The sequence below is a fragment of the Candidatus Pseudoscillospira sp. SGI.172 genome, assembly GCF_050313575.1.
Lineage (GTDB): Bacteria > Bacillota > Clostridia > Oscillospirales > Oscillospiraceae > Vermiculatibacterium.
In genome coordinates, this window is sequence record NZ_JBNPLQ010000007.1 from 39,982 (window position 1) to 58,404 (window position 18,423).

General features: G+C 59.9%; 14 protein-coding genes. 7 read left to right on the forward strand and 7 right to left on the reverse strand.

What is annotated here, in order from left to right; all coding sequences use genetic code 11:
* Positions 1 to 111 precede the first annotated feature (111 nt).
* The 3 genes from ACQRD3_RS04505 to ACQRD3_RS04515 are packed head-to-tail and all read right to left on the reverse strand — an operon-like array spanning position 112 to position 2,519.
* Entirely contained in the window at positions 112 to 345 is a 234-nt protein-coding gene (locus ACQRD3_RS04505) for a hypothetical protein (protein ID WP_198933189.1), read from the reverse strand.
* Positions 346 to 1,725 (reverse strand): 23S rRNA (uracil(1939)-C(5))-methyltransferase RlmD, encoded by a 1,380-nt coding sequence (gene rlmD, locus ACQRD3_RS04510; RefSeq protein WP_427780099.1) that lies wholly within the window; start codon positions 1,723 to 1,725, stop codon positions 346 to 348.
* A complete protein-coding gene (locus tag ACQRD3_RS04515; RefSeq protein WP_080906457.1) occupies positions 1,716 to 2,519 on the reverse strand; it encodes an RsiV family protein in 804 nt (267 codons plus the stop codon). Before ACQRD3_RS04515 ends, rlmD begins: the two co-directional genes overlap by 10 nt.
* 144 nt (positions 2,520 to 2,663) lie before the next feature.
* Here ACQRD3_RS04515 and ACQRD3_RS04520 point away from each other — a divergent pair, with 144 nt between their 5' ends.
* The 5 genes from ACQRD3_RS04520 (at position 2,664) to ACQRD3_RS04540 (ending at position 8,177) form a co-directional block, all read left to right on the forward strand.
* Positions 2,664 to 3,164, forward strand: a complete 501-nt coding sequence (locus tag ACQRD3_RS04520; RefSeq protein WP_080906456.1) for a MarR family transcriptional regulator — start codon at positions 2,664 to 2,666, stop codon at positions 3,162 to 3,164.
* Positions 3,165 to 3,493: 329 nt separating this feature from the next.
* Entirely contained in the window at positions 3,494 to 4,828 is a 1,335-nt protein-coding gene (locus tag ACQRD3_RS04525; RefSeq protein WP_427780102.1) for an APC family permease, read from the forward strand.
* A 174-nt stretch (positions 4,829 to 5,002) separates the two neighbouring features.
* Positions 5,003 to 6,220 (forward strand): DUF401 family protein, encoded by a 1,218-nt coding sequence (locus ACQRD3_RS04530; protein WP_080906454.1) that lies wholly within the window; start codon positions 5,003 to 5,005, stop codon positions 6,218 to 6,220.
* 102 nt (positions 6,221 to 6,322) lie between these two features.
* On the forward strand, positions 6,323 to 7,522 hold the full coding sequence (locus ACQRD3_RS04535) for an aminotransferase class I/II-fold pyridoxal phosphate-dependent enzyme (RefSeq protein WP_080906453.1): 1,200 nt from the start codon (positions 6,323 to 6,325) through the stop codon (positions 7,520 to 7,522).
* 109 nt (positions 7,523 to 7,631) lie between these two features.
* Positions 7,632 to 8,177 carry a peroxiredoxin-like family protein gene (locus ACQRD3_RS04540; protein ID WP_080906452.1) on the forward strand — a complete coding sequence of 182 codons (546 nt, stop codon included), beginning with the start codon at positions 7,632 to 7,634 and terminating at the stop codon, positions 8,175 to 8,177.
* An 81-nt stretch (positions 8,178 to 8,258) separates the two neighbouring features.
* On the opposite strand, the gene arcC is transcribed toward ACQRD3_RS04540, so the two are convergent.
* The 4 genes from arcC to dpaL form a co-directional block, all read right to left on the reverse strand.
* The gene (gene arcC, locus ACQRD3_RS04545; protein WP_080906352.1) at positions 8,259 to 9,200 is read right to left on the reverse strand and encodes a carbamate kinase; all 942 of its coding nucleotides are present in this window, start codon (positions 9,198 to 9,200) and stop codon (positions 8,259 to 8,261) included.
* Between the two features lie 110 nt (positions 9,201 to 9,310).
* Positions 9,311 to 10,510 carry a knotted carbamoyltransferase YgeW gene (gene ygeW, locus ACQRD3_RS04550; RefSeq protein WP_427780105.1) on the reverse strand — a complete coding sequence of 400 codons (1,200 nt, stop codon included), beginning with the start codon at positions 10,508 to 10,510 and terminating at the stop codon, positions 9,311 to 9,313.
* 137 nt (positions 10,511 to 10,647) lie between these two features.
* Complete coding sequence (locus tag ACQRD3_RS04555; protein ID WP_080906354.1) at positions 10,648 to 12,030, reverse strand: YgeY family selenium metabolism-linked hydrolase; 1,383 nt, start codon at positions 12,028 to 12,030, stop codon at positions 10,648 to 10,650.
* A gap of 56 nt (positions 12,031 to 12,086) precedes the next feature.
* Complete coding sequence (gene dpaL / locus ACQRD3_RS04560; RefSeq protein ID WP_427780107.1) at positions 12,087 to 13,298, reverse strand: diaminopropionate ammonia-lyase; 1,212 nt, start codon at positions 13,296 to 13,298, stop codon at positions 12,087 to 12,089.
* 209 nt (positions 13,299 to 13,507) lie between these two features.
* On the opposite strand from dpaL, the gene xdh reads away from it, so the two are divergent.
* Together xdh and ACQRD3_RS04570 are read left to right on the forward strand one after the other, a co-directional pair.
* On the forward strand, positions 13,508 to 16,060 hold the full coding sequence (xdh, locus tag ACQRD3_RS04565; protein WP_427780109.1) for a selenium-dependent xanthine dehydrogenase: 2,553 nt from the start codon (positions 13,508 to 13,510) through the stop codon (positions 16,058 to 16,060).
* 134 nt (positions 16,061 to 16,194) lie between these two features.
* A complete protein-coding gene (locus ACQRD3_RS04570) occupies positions 16,195 to 18,369 on the forward strand; it encodes a bifunctional metallophosphatase/5'-nucleotidase (protein WP_427780111.1) in 2,175 nt (724 codons plus the stop codon).
* Positions 18,370 to 18,423 lie beyond the last annotated feature (54 nt).

An 18,423-nucleotide genomic window follows, 5' to 3' on the forward strand; every position in this document is an offset into this window, starting at 1 on the left:
ACGACAATATGGGATTTAGCTGGACACATTGTATCTATGATATCTCTATATCTTGAAGAAAATTACCTATCAAAAGCCGCCGCCTAAAAGTGGCGTCTTTTGATAGCGTTATTATTTTAGCAAATCAATCGCAGCTCCCTTTTTCGAGGAACACGGCGGCACTTTGGCATTTTTCTTCTTTGACAGATTATAGTTCTGCCCTACATCCAGCCCGCACTTCCGTTTGACTCGGGAGATATACCGTCTGAACACCGTCAAACCATGCTTTTTCAGCATATGCGCTTTGATCTTGCCATAGGTGGCTTTGTGCTCAGCTACGATCAAATCCAGTTCGTCCAGATTCAACTATGCGTCGATGGGCTGCTTGGGATTGCGTTTGGACAAAAGGGCCACCGTCTCCACATGGGCCGTTCTGGGGAAAAGATCCACGGCGGCGGCCTTTTGGACGAGATATCCCAGCTGTGCAAAGCGCTTGACGTCCCGGGCCAGGGTGGCGGGGTCGCAGGAGACGTAGACCACCCGCCGGGGGGCCATCTCGGCGATGGATTCCACCACCTGGGGGGCCAGGCCCTTTCGGGGCGGGTCCACCGTCACCACGTCGGGGCGGGTGCCTTCGGCGGCGAAGCGGGCGGCCAGATCGGCGGCGTCTCCGCAGAAAAATTCTGCGTTTTCAATGCCGTTGCGCCGGGCGTTCTCCCGGGCGTCATCGATGGCCTGGGGCACCACCTCCGCTCCGAGCACACGCCCCGCCCGGCGGGCCAGACAGAGCGTGATGGTGCCGATGCCGCAGTAGAGGTCCAGCACGGTCTCCGTCCCTGCGAGGGCGGCGTAGTCCAGGGCCAGGCCGTAAAGGACCTCGGCCTGGTCGGCATTCACCTGATAAAAGGAGGGCACTGACAGCCGGAAGGAGAGGCCGCAGAGGGTGTCCATAAGGAAGTCGTCCCCCCAGAGGGTGCGGTAGGAGTCTCCCAGGATGACGTTGCCCCGCTTCTCGTTTACCCCCAGCACGATCCCCCGCAGACCGGGTTCCGCGGCGCGGAGCGCCGCCGCCAGCTCGGCCTCCCGGGGGAGGGCTTTTCCGTTGACCAGCAGACAGCACAGGCTCTCCCCGGCGCGATTGGTGCGGACATAGAGGTGGCGGAGCAGGCCGGTCCCGGTCCGCTCGTCATAGGCGGGGATGCTGTTGGCCGCCATAAAGTCCTTGACCGCCTGCCGGATGCGGGCGGCGCTCTCGGGCTGGAGCAGGCAGTCGGAGACGTCGGTGACCGAGTGTGTGCCGGAGGCGTAGAAGCCGATGGCGGTTTGGGAGACGGGGAACTGGACCTTATTTCGGTAACGCGCGGTCTCCTTTGCTCCATAGATCTCTGAGACGGGAACCTCACAGCCGCCGATGCGACGGAGGCAGTCATCAACCTTCTGCCGCTTGAAAGCCAGCTCCTCGGCATAGGTCATGTGCCGGAGGGCGCAGCCGCCGCAGTGGGAGTCCCAGGGGCAGTCGGACGCAAGCCGGGCGGGGGAGGGGGTGAGGATCCGTTCGGCATGGCCCCAGGCGGCGGATCTGCCCACCTTGTCCAGGCGGACCGCGCAGGACTCCCCCCGCAGAGCGCCGGTGACGAAGCAGGCCATCCCGTCGGGCAGGCGGGCAACCCCCTCGCCGGAGGCACCGTAGCCGTCAATGGTGAGCGGGACGGGGTTTGCGGGGGGCGTTTTTTTGGTTACTCCCATGGGCGCATGATCTCCTTTAATTCTGGATAGGGAATGGCAAACGTGGGGGACCCCGCCGCGTGTGGAAGGTCACCCTCCGGAAAGTAGCACACCAGGCTGTCCTCGGTGAGATAGAAGTGCTCGGGATCATAGGCGTTTCGGAGCAGATCGGCATCCAGCACCGTTCCGGCGTAGGCGCCCAGCTCATTGAGGGACAGGACCCGCTCCAGCACGGCGCTCCGGGCCTCTTCTGCCGGGCAGGAGAAAAGGTCGGCGAAGGAGAGGCGGGCACCGGTGGTCAGGTCAAAGGTGTCCCCGATGGGGTAGAGGACGGGGGACGGGCCGCCGGAGTTGCTGTAATGGCTGCGCAGGAAGCTGACCCGGGCGGCGGTCTCCAGCGTCAGCTCGTAGGATTCGGTGTCCACATATTCATAGAAGGGATACCCGGCGGCCTGGGCGGTCTTGTAGTCGTCCACCGCCCAGCCGGACACCTCGGCGGCCGAAGCGGCCAGGTCGGACAGGGCCCCGGCATAAAAGGTGTTGATCGCCTCGTAGGCGGGGTCGCCCGCGGCATTCTTGATCTCGGGCAAGCGATATTCGGGGGAAAAGACGGGGGCCTCCCGGCCCTCGGCCACATAGGCGGTCATGTAGACCTGCTCTCCCCACTCGGGCGCGGTGCGGGCGGTGGCGGCAGGGGGCGTGGGTTCGGCCGAAGGAATGGGGGAGACGGGAGCGGAGGAAGTGTGTTCCGCCACGGTGGAGCATCCGGAAAGCAGAAGGCACAGGGCCAGAGAAAGCAAAAATTTACGAGTCATAAGGGCCTCCTTTCTGAAGTGGGAAGAATTTCTTTTCCCAGTTTACCACGCAAACGGTCCAGGGTAAAGAAATTTTGGGAACTTCCGCTTGCGAGGGATCATGAACCTGCTATAATAAGAAGAAAGAAAAAGGAGGGTCCGGCAATGGGAGAGAAGCGAGAAAAGCTGCTTCGGCGGCTCTGGGAAGCACAGGACGAGGCATATGACCTGATGTGCGAGTATGATTCCCTGCCCCACCACTACGGAGACAACATTCTGTATCAGGCGGAGGGTCATATTATTGACCTCATCGCGGTCTACCCGGGCATCACCATTACCGACCTGGGAAACATTCTGAAAAAGACGGCCAGCGCCTGTTCGCAGATCGTGCGCAAGCTGAAGGAAAAGGGGTGGGTGGAGCAGACCCGGAACCGGAACAACAACCGGCAGTACAACCTGAAGCTCACAGAAGGCGGAATGCGGGTCTATGAAGATCACCAGAAGTTTAACCGGGAGTGCCAGAAGGAGACCTTCCTGCTGCTGAAGAATTTTACGGACGAGGAGCTGGAGCACCACATCCGGGTGCAGGAAAGAGTCAACGAGGCATACCGGGGAGACGTGCGAAGGAGCCGGGAGAAGTTCATGCAGCAGGGGGAGAAGGACTGACCGCGGTGCCGCAAACGGATCCCCAACGGCAAATGGGCCGGACAGCTTTTGCTGTCCGGCCTTTTTCTGTTTTAGGCCAAATTTCTGTGTATTTTTTACAAAGAGGGGAAAGAAGATTTGTAGGAAGTGCAGAACCGTTGAAAAAGCACAAAAATAGACTTGACGATTACCTGAAATATGGTATTATGAATACACTTAATGATTAATATACTTTAATATTAAAGCGCTTGAATGACGCGGCTATGGAAAAGAAACAGGTGAGGGAGAAATAAAAGCGGGCCCGCTTTTATGATAGGAAACTAGGGAAAAATTAAAGGAGGAAATCCGACATGGCAATGAATGGAGGATCCACCAAGCAACTTAAACAGGTGTTGGGCTTTTGGGATTTAATGGGGGCGGCGGTTGGCCAGATTATTGGCGCGGGTATTATGACCCTGCTGGGAGCAGCGTTGGCCATGACAGGCCGTTCTATCCCCATTGCCCTCGGCATTGCGGCAATCATCACAATTTGTCAATTCTTACCCATGCTGTTTATCTCTGGGACCGTGCGACTCCGCGGAGGCCGATATACCATGGTGGCAATGCTGGGCGGGGAGAAACTGGCAGGCGCTTATAGCATTATTTACATTTTTTCCAATTTGTCACTCTCTATGTATGCCTTATCTTTTGCAAGCTACTTTGTGTCCCTGTTTGGTGTTGGCGACGAAAAGGTAGTTGCCCTGGTTTTGCTGACACTGTTTATGATTTTGAACTGTATGGGAATTGACAAATTTGCTAAGGCCCAGAACATTATCGTGGGTTGTCTAATTGTGGCGCTGGGCATGTTTGCGGCTATCGGAGTGACGAAGCTGGCTCCCAATTACTATGAGGAGTCTACATTTATGACAGACGGGCTGTTAGGCCTGCTCCAGGCCGGCGGACTGCTGACCTTTGCCACCGGCGGCGCGACCTGTGTTATTGATCTCTCCGCTGAAGCCAAGAACCCCACCCGCGATATTCCTCTGACCATCATTATTTCTACCCTGGTCGTGGCGGCATTGTACGCCGTGATTGGCGTTGTGGCTGGCGGAGTCCTGCCGCTGGATCAGGTGGCGGGCCAGAACCTGTCTCTGGTAGCTAAGACAATTCTCTCCAAGCCTCTGTATGTGTTCTTCATGGTTTGCGGTGCAGGCTTCGCACTGGTTTCCACGTTGAACTCCCAGATGGCATGGGCACCTAAGCCCACCATGCAGGCCTGCGACGATGGATGGCTACCTGCGGGCTTGGCGAAGCTGAACAAGCACAATACCCCTGTGATCATTTTGGGGGTCCTTTATGTGATTGCCTTTATCTGCATTGCAACTGGACTGAGCGTCTCTGCGCTGGGCAATATGTGCCTAGTGGCCTCCAATGTGACCGTCATGATGATTTGCGCCTTTACCTGGAAACTGCCACGGGTCTGCCCTGAAGAGTGGGCAACGTCTAAATTTAAAGTCAGCAATGGCATGCTGAAAGCGGTCTCTGCCATTGGAACACTGGCTTGCGCGTTTAATGTCTATCTCAATTTTACCCGCTTAACCCGGACCCTGCAGATCGTCAACTTTGTCGTCATTGCGGTGGCGCTGGTGTTTGGTGCCGTTCGCAGCAAGCATGCGCACATGGAAATTAGCTACGAGAAGGCTTAAATTTGCCAAAAACATCCCAAAGCAAGTTGAAATAATACGGACATTTGTGTCAGCGGAGGGCCGGACAGGGTCCGGCTCTCCGCCGCCTGTCCGAGACTTATGTGCGAACCTGATTTGACCGATTGGAGAGGGCGGACCAGGCGATCCGGCAACTCCCAAAGGAGGATATTTCCTGTGGATATTGCAAAACTTCTGGCGGTATTCGCCATTATCATCATCGTCATGTGGCTAAAAAAACCGCTGTCGGTGGCAATGGCGGTGGCCACCATTGGTGCGATCCTGTTGTATCGGCTGCCGGCAAACGTGACGTGGACTGCGGTTGTAAAGGGAGCCACCAGCTGGACTACCATTGAGGCTCTTTTGGTGTTCTACGCCATCACGTTTCTGCAGCGTATGATGGAAAAACGCAAAAATCTAAGCAACTCCCAAGTGGCGCTGAACGGCCTGTTCAACAATCGCCGGGTCAATGTTTCGGTAGCACCATTCCTGCTGGGTTGCCTACCGGCGGCCAGCACTGTGCTAATCTGCGGGCCCATTGTCCGGGAGAGCGTTGGAGATGAGCTCACCACGCCGGAGAAGGCGGCAGTCACTTCTTATTTTCGACATATTTCAGAGAGCTTTCTGCCTACCTATACCACTATTTTCATAGCCGTAGGTCTGACCAATGGCGCGGTAAGCGTCAGCAGCTTTGTGCTGGCTATGCTTCCCATGGTTGTGGCTCTCTTTATTGCTGGTTATGTAGTATATCTGCGCCGGATTCCCAAGGATACCGGTATGGTTCCCGACCAGCCCAAAAGCTATTACTGGAAACTTCTGGCAAAAAGCATTTGGGCTATTGGACTGGCCATTGCACTCATCCTGGTTTTTAAGTTGCCGGTGGAAGTGGCAGTGTTGGTCTGCATCATTATCAATGTATTTGTCAACAAATTTTCCTTTGGGGAATTGATTCCCTTTTTCCGGACGGCCTTTGAAGGCAAGCTGATGCTGAGCACCTGGCTGGTCATGATTTTTAAGGAAGTGCTGGCCGCCACTGGCGTAATCAGCAAGTTTCCGGAGTTTTTCTCCCATCTTCCCATCCCCACCTTTCTGGTCTTTGCCCTGATCTTCTTTTTCGGGGCAATTGTGGCGGGAAGCCAGGGGATCATTGTATTGTGCATGCCGATGGCTATGGCCTCCCTCAATGGTGGCCCAGCGCTGTCCCTCTTTATTCTACTGATGTGTATGAACTATGCCGCCATGCAGATTTCCCCGGTCCACATCTGCCTGACGCTCTGCGCGGAAGATTTTCACGTGTCACTGGGAGCCATGGCCGTTAAGACCATGCCTATGATTGTTACATTCGCAATTCTCTCATTCGGCTATTATTTTTTACTCTCAGCCTTCGGGTTGTGATTAAAAGGGGTATCATATGAAAGCATATAATGATATAATCAGCTTAACTATGAACGTATTAAACAATCATAGCAAACATAGCGAAAGAAAGGAAAGAAAAATATGAAATACGATTTTACGTCTATCATGAATCGGCAGGGGAAGGATGCCATTGCTGTGGAGAACATCCCCATTCCGGGTGCCGCAGTTCGGGAGGGTTTTGACAAAATTCCCATGTGGGTGGCCGATATGAATTTCCCTACAGTACCTACAATCCCGGAGGCCATCATTGAGCGGGCCAAGCACCCCGCTTATGGCTATTTCCGTCCTACAGACGAGTACTTTAACTCCATCATCAAGTGGCATGAGATCCGCAACGGGGTGACCGGCCTGACGAAAGAGTGCATTGGCTACGAAAACGGTGTTTTGGGCGGTGTAGTCAGCGCCTTGAACATCTATTGCTCCAAGGGCGATAACGTGCTGCTGCACTCTCCCACCTACATCGGCTTTACCAACTGCATTACCAACAACGGCTATCGCATTGTTCATTCGCCGCTGGTGAAAGACGCGGATGGCGTTTGGCGCATGGATTTTGAGGACATGGAAAAGAAGATTGTGGAAAACAAGATCCATGCTACGGTGTTCTGCTCCCCCCACAATCCCTGTGGCCGTGTATGGGAACGCTGGGAAATTGAGAAAGCGATGGAGATCTATAAGAAGCACGATGTATTTGTGGTTTCCGATGAGATCTGGTCTGACATTATTCTCTCCGGACACAAGCATATCCCCACCCAGTCTGTGTCTGAAGATGCCCGCAACCGCACAGTAGCGATCTACGCGCCTTCCAAGACCTTTAACCTGGCCGGACTGGTGGGCAGCTATCGTATCGTCTACAATAAGTGGCTCCAGGACAGAATGGAGAAAGAGTCTTCCCTGTCTCATTATGACTCTTTAAATGTGCTGTCTATCCATGCGCTGATCGGAGCTTACAAACCTGAGGGCTATGAATGGGTGGATGAATTGCGGGAGACCATTACCGGAAATGTAAATTTTGCCTGTGACTATATTGCCAAACATTTTGAGGGAGTAGAGGTGTCCAAACCAGAGGGCACCTATATGCTCTTCCTTGACTGTACCAAGTGGTGTGAAAAGCACGGCAAGACCATTGACGAGCTCCAGAAAGCCGGCGTAGCCGTGGGCGTCATCTGGCAGGATGGGCGTCCGTTCCACGGGCCCTGCCACATTCGTATGAATCTGGCCCTGCCCCTCAGCCGTGTCCAGGAGGCTTTTGAGCGGCTGGACAAATATGTGTTCAACGCTTGATTTTTCCTTTGCCGCGGCAGCAGGAAATAGTTGACAGAATTCAAATATTTAAAATACCATAATATTTGAAAATGACCGGACAAACCCGGATCGAAAGGAGTCCTTTGGAATGGCAAAGCTGAATCAGGGCGAAAAGATGCCCGATTTTACCTATGATACCCCATTTTCCGCTGGATGCGTGCTCTCTGAGACGGTGAAAAAGACAGCGGGAAAGACCGCTCTGGTTTTTCTGCGCTACTACGGCTGTACGCTCTGCCAGTATGATATCCATGAGTTCGCCCTCCAGCACGATAAGATCGCCGGTGCCGGCGGACAGATGCTGGTGGTGCTCCAGTCCGATCCCGCCAAGCTGGCCGGGCAGATGAAGGAGGGGGACCTGCCCTTCTCCATCATCTGTGACCCGGAGCAGAAGCTCTACCGGCAATTTGAGATTCTGCCCGCCCCCTCCAAGGAGAAGATGGTCGATCTGAAGACTATGGGGAAGATTGCCAAGGCAAAGGCCAACGGATTTCAGCACGGAGACTACGAGGGGGATGAGCTCCAGCTCCCCGCCGTGTTCGTGGTGGATCAGGCGCTGACCATTACTTACGCCCATTACGGAAAGACTGTCGGCGACGTGCCGAGCCCCTCCGAGCTGGCGGCGTTGCTGGGATAAGCGGCAGTCAGCGGCGGGACCTGTCCCACCCTTTCTCACAAAGACCCCCCGGCCGCAAATGCGGCCGGGGGGTCTGCTGTTTTACCGGCGGATGACGGTGCCGGTCTTGCCTTCGATGCCGTCCTTGGCCTTCTCCAGCAGAGTGATGAGGGCGGAGCGGCCGGGCTTGCTCTCGGCGAAGGCCACGGCGGCCTGGACCTTGGGGAGCATGGAGCCGGGGGCGAACTGCCCCTCGTCCATATAGGCCCGGGCCTGCTCCGGGGTGAGGGCGTCCAGCCACTTCTGGTCGGGCTTGCCGAAGTTCACAGCGACCTTCTCCACCGCGGTGAGGATGATGAGCATGTCGGCGTCCAGCTGCTGGGCCAGGGTGCAGGAGGCGAAGTCCTTGTCGATGACGGCGGCCGCGCCCTTGAGGTGATGCCCCTCGGTCTGGAACACGGGGATGCCGCCGCCGCCGCAGGCAACCACCACCAGCCCGGCGTCCACCATGTCCCGGATGGACTCGATCTCCACGATGGAGACGGGCTTGGGGGAGGCGACTACCCGGCGGTAGCCCCGGCCGGCGTCCTCGATGACGTCATAGCCGCGCTCGGCCACCAGCCTGTCGGCCTCTTCCTTGCTCATGAAGGCGCCGATGGGCTTGGTGGGATGCTGGAAGGCGGGGTCGGCGGGGTCCACCTCCACCTGGGTGAGCACGGTGGAGACCCCCTTTTGGATGCCCCGGTCCAGCAGCTCCTCCCGCAGGCCGTTCTGCAGGTCGTAGCCGATGTAGCCCTGGCTCATGGCCACGCAGACGGAGAGGGGGCAGGGGATGTACTTCTCCGGATCGGTGCGGGTGAGCTCGGCCATGGCCTTCTGGATCATGCCCACCTGGGGGCCGTTGCCGTGGGCGATGACCACCTGGTTGCCCGCCTGGATGAGATCGGCGATGGCCCTGGAGGTCTGCTTCACGGCCACCATCTGCTCGGGCAGGTTGCTGCCCAGGGCGTTGCCGCCCAGAGCGATCACGATTCGTTTACCCATATTCAAACAATACCTCCTGTATAACCTGTATCCTGTATCTTGAGAAAAGACGGCCCGCCCCGCACACAGTATGTCGTATCCGAGACGGGCCAGAGGTGAGGGGGGAACTCTTATTTGGAGAACTGGCGCTTCACGCCGCGCTCTTCCAGAGCCTTGAGCACGGCCTGGGGATCCCGGCACTTGGCCAGGAAGATCATGGCGGCGATGACGTAGGGCTTGAAGGAAGCCTCTTTGTAGAGCGGATCGCGGTAGCGGTCAAACACGGAGGCCTCCACCTCGCCGTCCACGCAGGAGACGCCGTTGATGTCGGCGGGCAGGCAGTGCAGGTAGAGGGCCTTGCCGTCCCGGGTGGTCTTCATCAGCTCCTCGGTGCAGCACCAGTCCTTGTGCTGGGCGTTCTGGGCCAGCAGCTCCTTCTCCAGAGCCTTGATGCCGTCGCTGTCGCCCTTGGCGTAGAGGTCGGTGCGCTTCTCCATGGCGGCGAAGGGGGCCCAGCTCTTGGGATAGACGATGTCGGCGTCCCGGAAGGCCTCGGCCATGGAGTTGGTCTTGGTGAAGCTGCCGCCGGTCTTGGCGGCGTTGGCCCTGGCGACCTCCTCCACCTCGGGCATGACCTCGTAGCCCTCGGGATGGGCCAGGACCACGTCCATGCCGAAGCGGGTCATCAGGCCGATGACGCCCTGGGGCACGGAGAGGGGCTTGCCGTAGGAGGGGGAGTAGGCCCAGGACATGGCGACCTTCTTGCCCTTGAGGTTCTCCACGCCGCCGAAGGTGTGGATGATGTGGAGCATATCGGCCATGCACTGGGTGGGGTGGTCGATGTCGCACTGGAGGTTGACCAGAGTGGGCTTCTGCTCCAGGACGCCGTCCTTGTGGCCCTGGGTGACGGAGTTGACCACTTCGTGCATGTAGGCGTTGCCCTTGCCGATGTACATGTCGTCCCGGATGCCGATGACGTCTGCCATGAAGGAGATCATGTTGGCGGTCTCACGGACGGTCTCGCCGTGGGCGATCTGGCTCTTGCCCTCGTCCAGGTCCTGGACCTCCAGGCCCAGCAGGTTGCAGGCGGAGGCGAAGGAGAAACGGGTGCGGGTGGAGTTGTCGCGGAAGAGGGAGATGCCCAGGCCGGACTCGAAGATCTTGGTGGAGATGTTGTTCTCGCGCATGTAGCGCAGGGCGTCGGCGACGGTAAAGACGGCCTCCAGCTCGTCGTCGGTCTTTTCCCAGGTGAGGAAGAAGTCGCCCTCGTACATCTCCTTGAAGTTGAGCTTGTTGAGCTTGTCGATGTACATCTGCAAAGTCTTATCCATGGTCAGCACTCCTTAAAAATAATAAATGATGGGTGGATCGGTTCAGCGTCGTACAGGGAGTTTGGCCCTCTTCCCCCGGAAGAGGAGGAAACTGTGGAAGTTCTTTTTGCCTGCTTTTTCCGGAAAGAAAAAGCAGATTATTTGATGTCGTTGTCGGTCTTCCCGGCGCGGAACTGGGAGACGTCGGACGTCTTGTTCTCGGCCTTGTAGAGGCCGGGGACGGCGGCGTAGAGGGCGGCGCAGGTGACGAGATCCTGCTTCCAGGTGATCTCGTTGGGGGCGTGGGCCTGGCTCTCGGCGCCGGGGCCGAAGCCGACGCAGGGGATGCCGTAGCGGCCCTGGATGGCCACGCCGTTGGTGGAGAAGGTCCACTTGTCGATGAGGGGGCGGTGACGCAGGTGCATGGCGCCGTCGGGCCCGATGCGCTCCTCGCCGAACAGGGCGTGGTGGGCGTCCACCAGGGCCTGGACGTGGGCGGCGTTCTCCTTGTTGATCCAGGTGGGGAAGTAGGACTCGGTCTCATAGACCTCGCCGGTCCAGGAGGGGCGGTCGTACATGTACATGGACACCTTCACGTCGCCGCCGTACTTCTTCACGCTGGGCAGGCTGCGGATCTCCTCCAGGCAGGAATCCCAGGTCTCGCCGGCGGTCATGCGGCGGTCGATGGAGATGGAGCAGGAGTCGGCCACGGCGCAGCGGCTGGGGGAGGTGTAGAAGATCTGGCTGGTGGTGCAGGTGCCCCGGCCCAGGAAGCGGGCGTCCTCGTAGTGCTCGGGGTTGAATTTGGGATCGAGCATCTTCACAAGGCCCTTGATCTCCACAGAGTCGTCGGCGGGGTTTTCGTTGAGGGCGCGGACGTCCTGGAGGATGTCGGCCATCTTGTAGATGGCGTTGTCGCCGCGCTCGGGGGCGGAGCCGTGGCAGGAGACGCCCTTCACGTCCACCCGGATCTCCATGCGGCCCCGGTGGCCGCGGTAGATGCCGCCGTCGGTGGGCTCGGTGGAGATGACGAACTCGATCTTGTCCTTCAGCTCGGGGTGGCCCTTGTTGACGATGTACTGCCAGCACATGCCGTCGCAGTCCTCTTCCTGCACGGAGCCCACCACCATCAGCTTGTAGCCGGCGGGGATGAGGCCCAGGTCCTTCATGATCTTTACGCCGTAGGTGGCGGAGGCCATGCCGCCCTCCTGGTCGGAGCCGCCGCGGCCGTAGATGACCTCATCGTCCTCGTAGCCCTGGTAGGGGTCGTGGGTCCAGTTGCTGAGGTTGCCGATGCCCACGGTGTCGATGTGGGAGTCGATGGCGATGATCTTGTCGCCCTCGCCCATCCAGCCGATGACGTTGCCCAGGCCGTCCACTTCCACCTTGTCGTAGCCCAGCTTCTCCATCTCGGCCTTGATGCAGGCCACCACTTCCTTCTCCTCGCAGCTCTCGCTGGGATGGGAGATCATGGCCCGCAGGAACGCGGTCATGTCCGCCTGATAGCCGGCGGCTGCCTTCTTGATCGCTTCAAAATCCATAGTACTGTCAACCTCCAGAATTGATTTGTATTTCTGTTATTTGGGAAGGGGAAAGATCAGCAGCAGGGGTAGCCGCCGTCCCAGACGACTTTCTTGTAGTTGACGGGGTCGGTGTCTCCCTCGGTGGAGAACAGCAGCACCCGGCTGGAGCCGTCCAGGCCCACGGCGGCGCGGAAATCGGCGTAGGCGTCGTCGGTCATCACGGTGGAGATGACGCCCATGCCCACGGCGCCCGACTCGCCGGAGATGACGCGGGGATCGCCCTTGACGGGGGCGGAGAGCATCCGCATGCCCTTGGCGGCCACCCAGTCGGGGCAGGAGAGGAAGGCGGCGGTGTGGTTCTTCAGGATGTCCCAGCCGATGGTGTTGGGCTCACCGCAGGCCAGCCCGGCCATGATGGTCCGGAGATCGCCGGTGACGAACCGGGGCTTGCCGTCCCCGGCCACCGCGCCCTGGTAGAGGCAGTCGGCGGCCCCGGCCTCCATCACCACCACGGCGGGGGGGCAGTCGGGGTAGCGGTTGACGAAGAAGCCCTGGATGGCCCCCGCCAGGGAGCCCACGCCCGCCTGCACGAACACGTGGGTGGGCCGGCCCGCGCCGATCTCCCGGAGCTGATCGGCGGCCTCGGAGGCCATGGTGCCGTAGCCCTGCATGATCCAGGCGGGGATCTCCTCATAGCCCTCCCAGGCGGTGTCCTGGACCACCACGCCGTTGGGGGTGGCGGCGGCCTCGGCGGCGGCCATGCGGACGCAGTCGTCGTAGTTGACCTCCTCGATGGTCACCTGGGCGCCCTCCCGGGCGATGTTGTCGAAGCGGGTCTTGACGCTGCCCTTGGGCATGTGGACCACGGCCTTCTGACCCAGCTTGTTGGCCGCCCATGCCACGCCCCGGCCGTGGTTGCCGTCGGTGGCGGTGAAGAAGGTGGCCTGACCGAACTCCTCCTTCAGCTTGTCGCTGGTGAGGTAGTCATAGCTCATCTCGGACACGTCCTTGCCCGTTTTCTGGGCGATGTAGCGGGCCATGGCGAAGGAGCCGCCCAGGACCTTGAAGGCGTTGAGGCCGAAGCGGTAGCTCTCGTCCTTGACGTACAGCCCCGCCAGGCCCAGCTCCCGCGCCATCCCGCTCAGCTCCGCCAGCGGAGTGACCGAGTACTGGGGGAAGCTGCGGTGGAAGGCCCGGGCCTTGGCCACGTTCTCCAGAGACATCACCGCCAGATCCTTGTCCTCGCTCTTCGGCAGCCGGTTTGCCGCCCATTTGATCGTTTCCATGAAACCCCTCCCAAAATCGTTTCTGTTTGATTATGCCCTTATCATAATCATCCTTGCGGCGCAAGTCAAGATTTTTTCTAAAAAATTTTTCTAGTACCTAAAATTTTTTTAGAATTTTGTGAAATTTGACGGTGCGATTGCCGTTGTCATCGGAAAATTTTCGTGATAGACTGAACTTACAAATCAAGCGTGATAAAGGAGAGGCGCATATGTACACTTTTACTGTGAATGGCGCACAGATATCCACCGAGAAGGATGTCAAACTGATGACCTTTCTCCGGGAGGATCTGGGGCTGACCTCTGTGAAGAACGGCTGCTCCGAGGGCGGCTGCGGCACCTGCACGGTGATCATCGACGGAAAAGCGGCAAAGTCCTGTGTGCAGAAAACCTCCCGGATGGAGGGGAAGCAGGTGGTCACCTGCGAGGGGCTCACCCAGCGGGAGAAGGAGGTGTACGCCTACGCCTTTACCCACTGCGGGGCCGTGCAGTGCGGTTTCTGCACGCCGGGCATGGTCATGAGCGCCAAAGCGCTGCTGGATGTCGATCCGGACCCGGACCGGCAGGCGGTCAAGACGGCCATCCGCAATAACATCTGCCGGTGCACCGGCTATCGGAAGATCGTGGACGCGGTGCTTCTGGCGGGAAAGCTCTTCCGGGAGAACGCCCCTGTGCCCCAGGAGACGTTTACCGGCGCTGTGGGGGAGAATCTCCCCCGGGTGGACGCCCCCGCCAAGACCATCGGCACGGCGGAGTATACCGACGATATCCGTCTGCCCGGGATGCTCCATGGCGGCGCGGTGCGCTCGGCCTATCCCAGAGCGGTCGTGAAGTCCGTTGACGTCTCCGAAGCTGCGGCTCTGCCCGGGGTGGTCCGGGTGGTCACCGCCGCCGACCTTCCCGGACAGATAAAGGTGGGCCACCTCAAACGGGATCAGTGGGTGCTGGTGCCGGTGGGGGGAGAGGTCCACTTTCGGGGAGATCCCATCGTCCTCATCGCCGCGGAGACGCCGGAGATCCTGGCCCAGGCCAAGACGATGGTGAAGGTGGAGTACGACGTGCTAAAGCCCGTTCTCTCGGCGGAGGAGGCGGCCGCCCCCGGCGCGCCCCAGCTCCAGGAGGGGGGAAATCTCCTCTCCCACGAGCACCTGGTCCGGGGAGATGCGGCGGCCAAGCTGGCCGCCAGCAAATATGTGGTGACCACCCGGTATGAGACCCCGGTCACCGAGCACGCCTTCCTGGAGCCCGAGTGCGCCGTGGCCGCCCCCGAGGGGAGCGGCGTGGTGATCTGGTCCTCCGACCAGGGCATCTATCAGACCCGCCGGGAGTGCGCCGACGCCACCGGCCTGGACCAGGCGCTGGTGCGGGTGGTGGCCAAGTGCGTGGGCGGCGGCTTCGGCGGCAAGGAGGACATGTCGGTCCAGCACCACGCCGCCATTCTGGCGCTGCTGACCCAGGCTCCGGTCAAGGTGGCCATGTCCCGGGCCGAGTCCATGCTCTGCCACCCCAAGCGCCACCCCTTCTCCATGGAGGTCACCACCGGCTGTGACGAAAACGGCTATCTCACCGCCTTCCGGGCCACGCTGGTCTCGGATTCCGGAGCTTTCGCCTCCCTGGGCGGGCCGGTGCTCCAGCGGGCCTGCACCCACGCCGCCGGGCCCTACAACTTCCAGGACATCGATATCGACGGCAAGGCCTATTACACCAACAACCCGCCCTGCGGGGCCTTCCGGGGCTTCGGCGTCACCCAGAGCTGCTTTGCCGCCGAGTGCAACCTGGATCTGCTGGCGGAAAAGGTGGGGATCTCCGCCTTTGAGATCCGCTACCGCAACGCCATCCGCCCGGGGCAGGTGCTGCCCAACGGACAGATCGCCGGGGCGGACACCGCCCTGGTGGAGACGCTGGACGCCGTGCGGCCCTATTATGAGGCCAATCCCAAGGCGGGTATCGCCTGCGCCATGAAAAACGCCGGACTTGGGGTGGGCATCCCCGACACCGGGCGGGTGACGCTGCACATCGAGGGAGGGATCGTCCACATCCGGACCTCTGCGGCCTGCATCGGCCAGGGGCTGGGCACCATCCTCTGCCAGATCGTCTGCCAGACGGCCGGACTCACCCCCGATCAGGTGGTCTGGGACGCGCCGGACACCTCAGTTGCCCCCAACTCGGGCAATACCACGGCCTCCCGCCAGACCCTGTTCACCGGCGAGGCCGCCCGCAGGGCGGCCACCGAGCTCAGGTGGGCGCTGGAGGGCCGCACGCTGGATGCGGTGGAAGGGGTGGATTTTCACCAGGAGTACACCGGCATCACCGACAAGCTGGGCTCTGAGCGGGAGAATCCCGTCAGCCACATCGCCTACGGCTATGCCACCCATCTGGTGGAGCTGGGGGAAGACGGCCGGGTCAGCCGGGTCATCGCCGCCCACGATGTGGGGAAGGCGGTCAACCCGGTCAATGTGGAAGGACAGATCGAGGGCGGCGTGGTGATGAGCCTGGGCTACGCCCTCACGGAAAAGCTGCCTATGGTGGACGGGGCCCCCAAGGGGATGTATGCCTCGCTTGGGCTTTTCCGGGCCGACCAGACGCCCGACGTGGTCTCGGTCATCGTGGAAAAGAGCCGGGAGGAGCTCGCCTGCGGGGCCAAGGGCATCGGGGAGATCTGCTCTATCCCGACCGCTCCCGCCGTGCAGAACGCCTATTACAACCGGGACGGAAAGTTCCGCACCTCGCTGCCTCTGGAGGAGACTCCATACAGCCGAAAGTGACAGAATACGGCCGCTTTGCGCAAACACTTTTCCTAAAATTTACGATGCTTGGAATTGCTTTTTTATGGAAAAAGGAGTACACTAAATGCAAAGACCCGCAAGGAAAGGGGAAAATGAAAGGAGCGAACATCCGTATGAACATCCGTCTCCGCAAGCTGCTGGCCGGCGCGCTGGCCGCGACCATGCTGGCCGGAACCATCCCGGCCGCCTTCGCTGCCGAAGGAGAGAAGCATGTGACCATCCTGGGTACTTCAGATATGCACGGGAATATCTGGGGTTATTCCTATGAGGATAACAAGGAATCCGCCAACAACGGCATGTCCCGTCTTTACACCTATATCCAGCAGGTCCGGGCCGAGAACCCGAACGCCATCCTGATTGACGCCGGTGATGACATCCAGGGCACCATCATGACCGACGACCTCTACAACAAGACTCCCGACGAGGCCCACCCCGTCATCGCCGCCATGAACTACATGGGCTATGACGCCATGACCCTGGGCAACCACGAGTTCAACTGGGGCATCGAGACCATGCAGAAGATCACCGGGCAGGCTGAGTTCCCCGTTCTGGCGGCCAACGTGAAGGGCACCGACGGCAAGTACGTCACCGGGGCGGGCTGGACCATCGTGGACAAGGGCGGCGTGAAGGTGGCCGTCATCGGCGTGGTCACCCCCGACGTGCCCATCTGGGACGGCGGTAAGGACGGCATCGAAAGCTGCACCTTTGAGGCAGCCAACACGGCCGTGAAGAGCGCCATCGCCGAGATCGGCAATCAGGCCGACCTCATCGTGGTCTCCGCCCACATGGGCCTGTACGCCGAGTTCGACGAGGACAACGGCTCCGACTCCGCCCAGAAGATCCTGGACGACAACCCCGAGATCGACGTGCTCCAGGTGGCCCACAACCACGTGGTGGTCAACGAAAAGCAGGGCGGCGTGGTCATCGGCGGTGTGCGCAATTCCGGCCGGGACATCGCCCGCTTCGACCTGACCCTGGACAAGGACAACAAGGTCGTCGACTCCAAGGTGGAGATCGTGGACATGAAGGACACCGCCCCCAGCCAGGAGATCCGGGACATCCCCCTGGTGAAGGAGGCCCAGCAGAAGACCATCGACTTCATCAAGGGCGGCACCGGCACCGACGGCGAGCAGGGGAAGGCGCTGGGCACCACCACCGCCAAGTTCCAGCCGGAGAATGAGTTCGCCGGTCTGCCCCAGGGCAAGATCCAGGACACTGCCGTCATGGATCTCATCAACAAGATCCAGCTGGAGGCCTCCGGCGCCGACGTCTCCGCCGCCGCCCTTTTCAAGGACACCAGCGACCTGCCCGCGGGCAGCATCAACTACGGCAACATCTTCGACATCTACAAGTTTGACAACACCCTCTACCGGGTCACCGTCACCGGCAAGGAGCTCAAGGCCTACATGGAGTGGTCCGCCGAGTGCTACAACCAGTGGGTGGAGGGGGACATCAACATCAGCCTGGATCCTGAGTACCCAGACTACCTCTACGACATGTTTGCCGGTGTGGACTATGAGATCAACCTCTCCAAACCCAAGGGCGAGCGCATTGAGAACGTCATGTTCAAGGGCAAGGCCCTCACCGATGACCAGATTCTCACGCTGGCGGTGAATAACTACCGCTACTCCTCCGCCCTGAAGGCGAAGAACCTGGTCTCCGGCAAGAAGGACTGGGAGTCCTCCGGCTCCATCCGCGACATGATCGTGGCCTACTTCGCCGAGCATTCCCCCGTGGCCCCCGAGGTGGACAACAACTGGAAGATCACCGGCGTGGATCTGCAGCTGAGCAATCCTGACCGGGCCACCCTGGTGAAGCTGGTGAACAACGGCCGGCTGGCCAGCCCCAAATCCAAGAGCATCAACCTCAACGATGAAACCGTCAAGGCCGTTCTGGCCAAGGCCGACAACATCACCGTGGACGGAACCCCCTGCTCTGTGGATTTCACCGTCATTGACGGTGTGACCTACTATCGTCTGCGCGACCTGGCCGCCGCCCTAACCGGCACCCAGGCCCAGTTCAATGTGACCTGGGATGACGGTGTGGTCATCACCACCGGGGCCGCGTACACCGATGCGCCCATGAATCTGGTCACCGGGGCCACCCGGAACACCGTCGCCGAGCTCACCGCCACGGTGGACGGCGCTGCCGCCTCCTGCACGGCCGCCCAGGTCATTGTGGGCGACGCGGTGGACGGCAACTACTACGTCACTGCCGCCGGACTGAACGCGCTGACCGGCGCCGTCCTGGCCGAGACAGACGGCGTGCTGAGCATCACCACCAAGTAAAAGGAAACCCGATCCAAAATTGGAGGTCCCTCTTCCGTTGGGAAGAGGGACCTC

Bases quoted from the DNA above. Each gene is read 5' to 3' on its own strand.
- rlmD (WP_427780099.1), bottom strand. From the start codon at position 1,725: ATGGGAGTAACCAAAAAAACGCCCCCCGCAAACCCCGTCCCGCTCACC.
- ACQRD3_RS04515 (WP_080906457.1), bottom strand. From the start codon at position 2,519: ATGACTCGTAAATTTTTGCTTTCTCTGGCCCTGTGCCTTCTGCTTTCC.
- ACQRD3_RS04520 (WP_080906456.1), top strand. From the start codon at position 2,664: ATGGGAGAGAAGCGAGAAAAGCTGCTTCGGCGGCTCTGGGAAGCACAG.
- ACQRD3_RS04525 (WP_427780102.1), top strand. From the start codon at position 3,494: ATGGCAATGAATGGAGGATCCACCAAGCAACTTAAACAGGTGTTGGGC.
- ACQRD3_RS04535 (WP_080906453.1), top strand. From the start codon at position 6,323: ATGAAATACGATTTTACGTCTATCATGAATCGGCAGGGGAAGGATGCC.
- ACQRD3_RS04540 (WP_080906452.1), top strand. From the start codon at position 7,632: ATGGCAAAGCTGAATCAGGGCGAAAAGATGCCCGATTTTACCTATGAT.
- arcC (WP_080906352.1), bottom strand. From the start codon at position 9,200: ATGGGTAAACGAATCGTGATCGCTCTGGGCGGCAACGCCCTGGGCAGC.
- ygeW (WP_427780105.1), bottom strand. From the start codon at position 10,510: ATGGATAAGACTTTGCAGATGTACATCGACAAGCTCAACAAGCTCAAC.
- ACQRD3_RS04555 (WP_080906354.1), bottom strand. From the start codon at position 12,030: ATGGATTTTGAAGCGATCAAGAAGGCAGCCGCCGGCTATCAGGCGGAC.
- dpaL (WP_427780107.1), bottom strand. From the start codon at position 13,298: ATGGAAACGATCAAATGGGCGGCAAACCGGCTGCCGAAGAGCGAGGAC.
- xdh (WP_427780109.1), top strand. From the start codon at position 13,508: ATGTACACTTTTACTGTGAATGGCGCACAGATATCCACCGAGAAGGAT.
- ACQRD3_RS04570 (WP_427780111.1), top strand. From the start codon at position 16,195: ATGAACATCCGTCTCCGCAAGCTGCTGGCCGGCGCGCTGGCCGCGACC.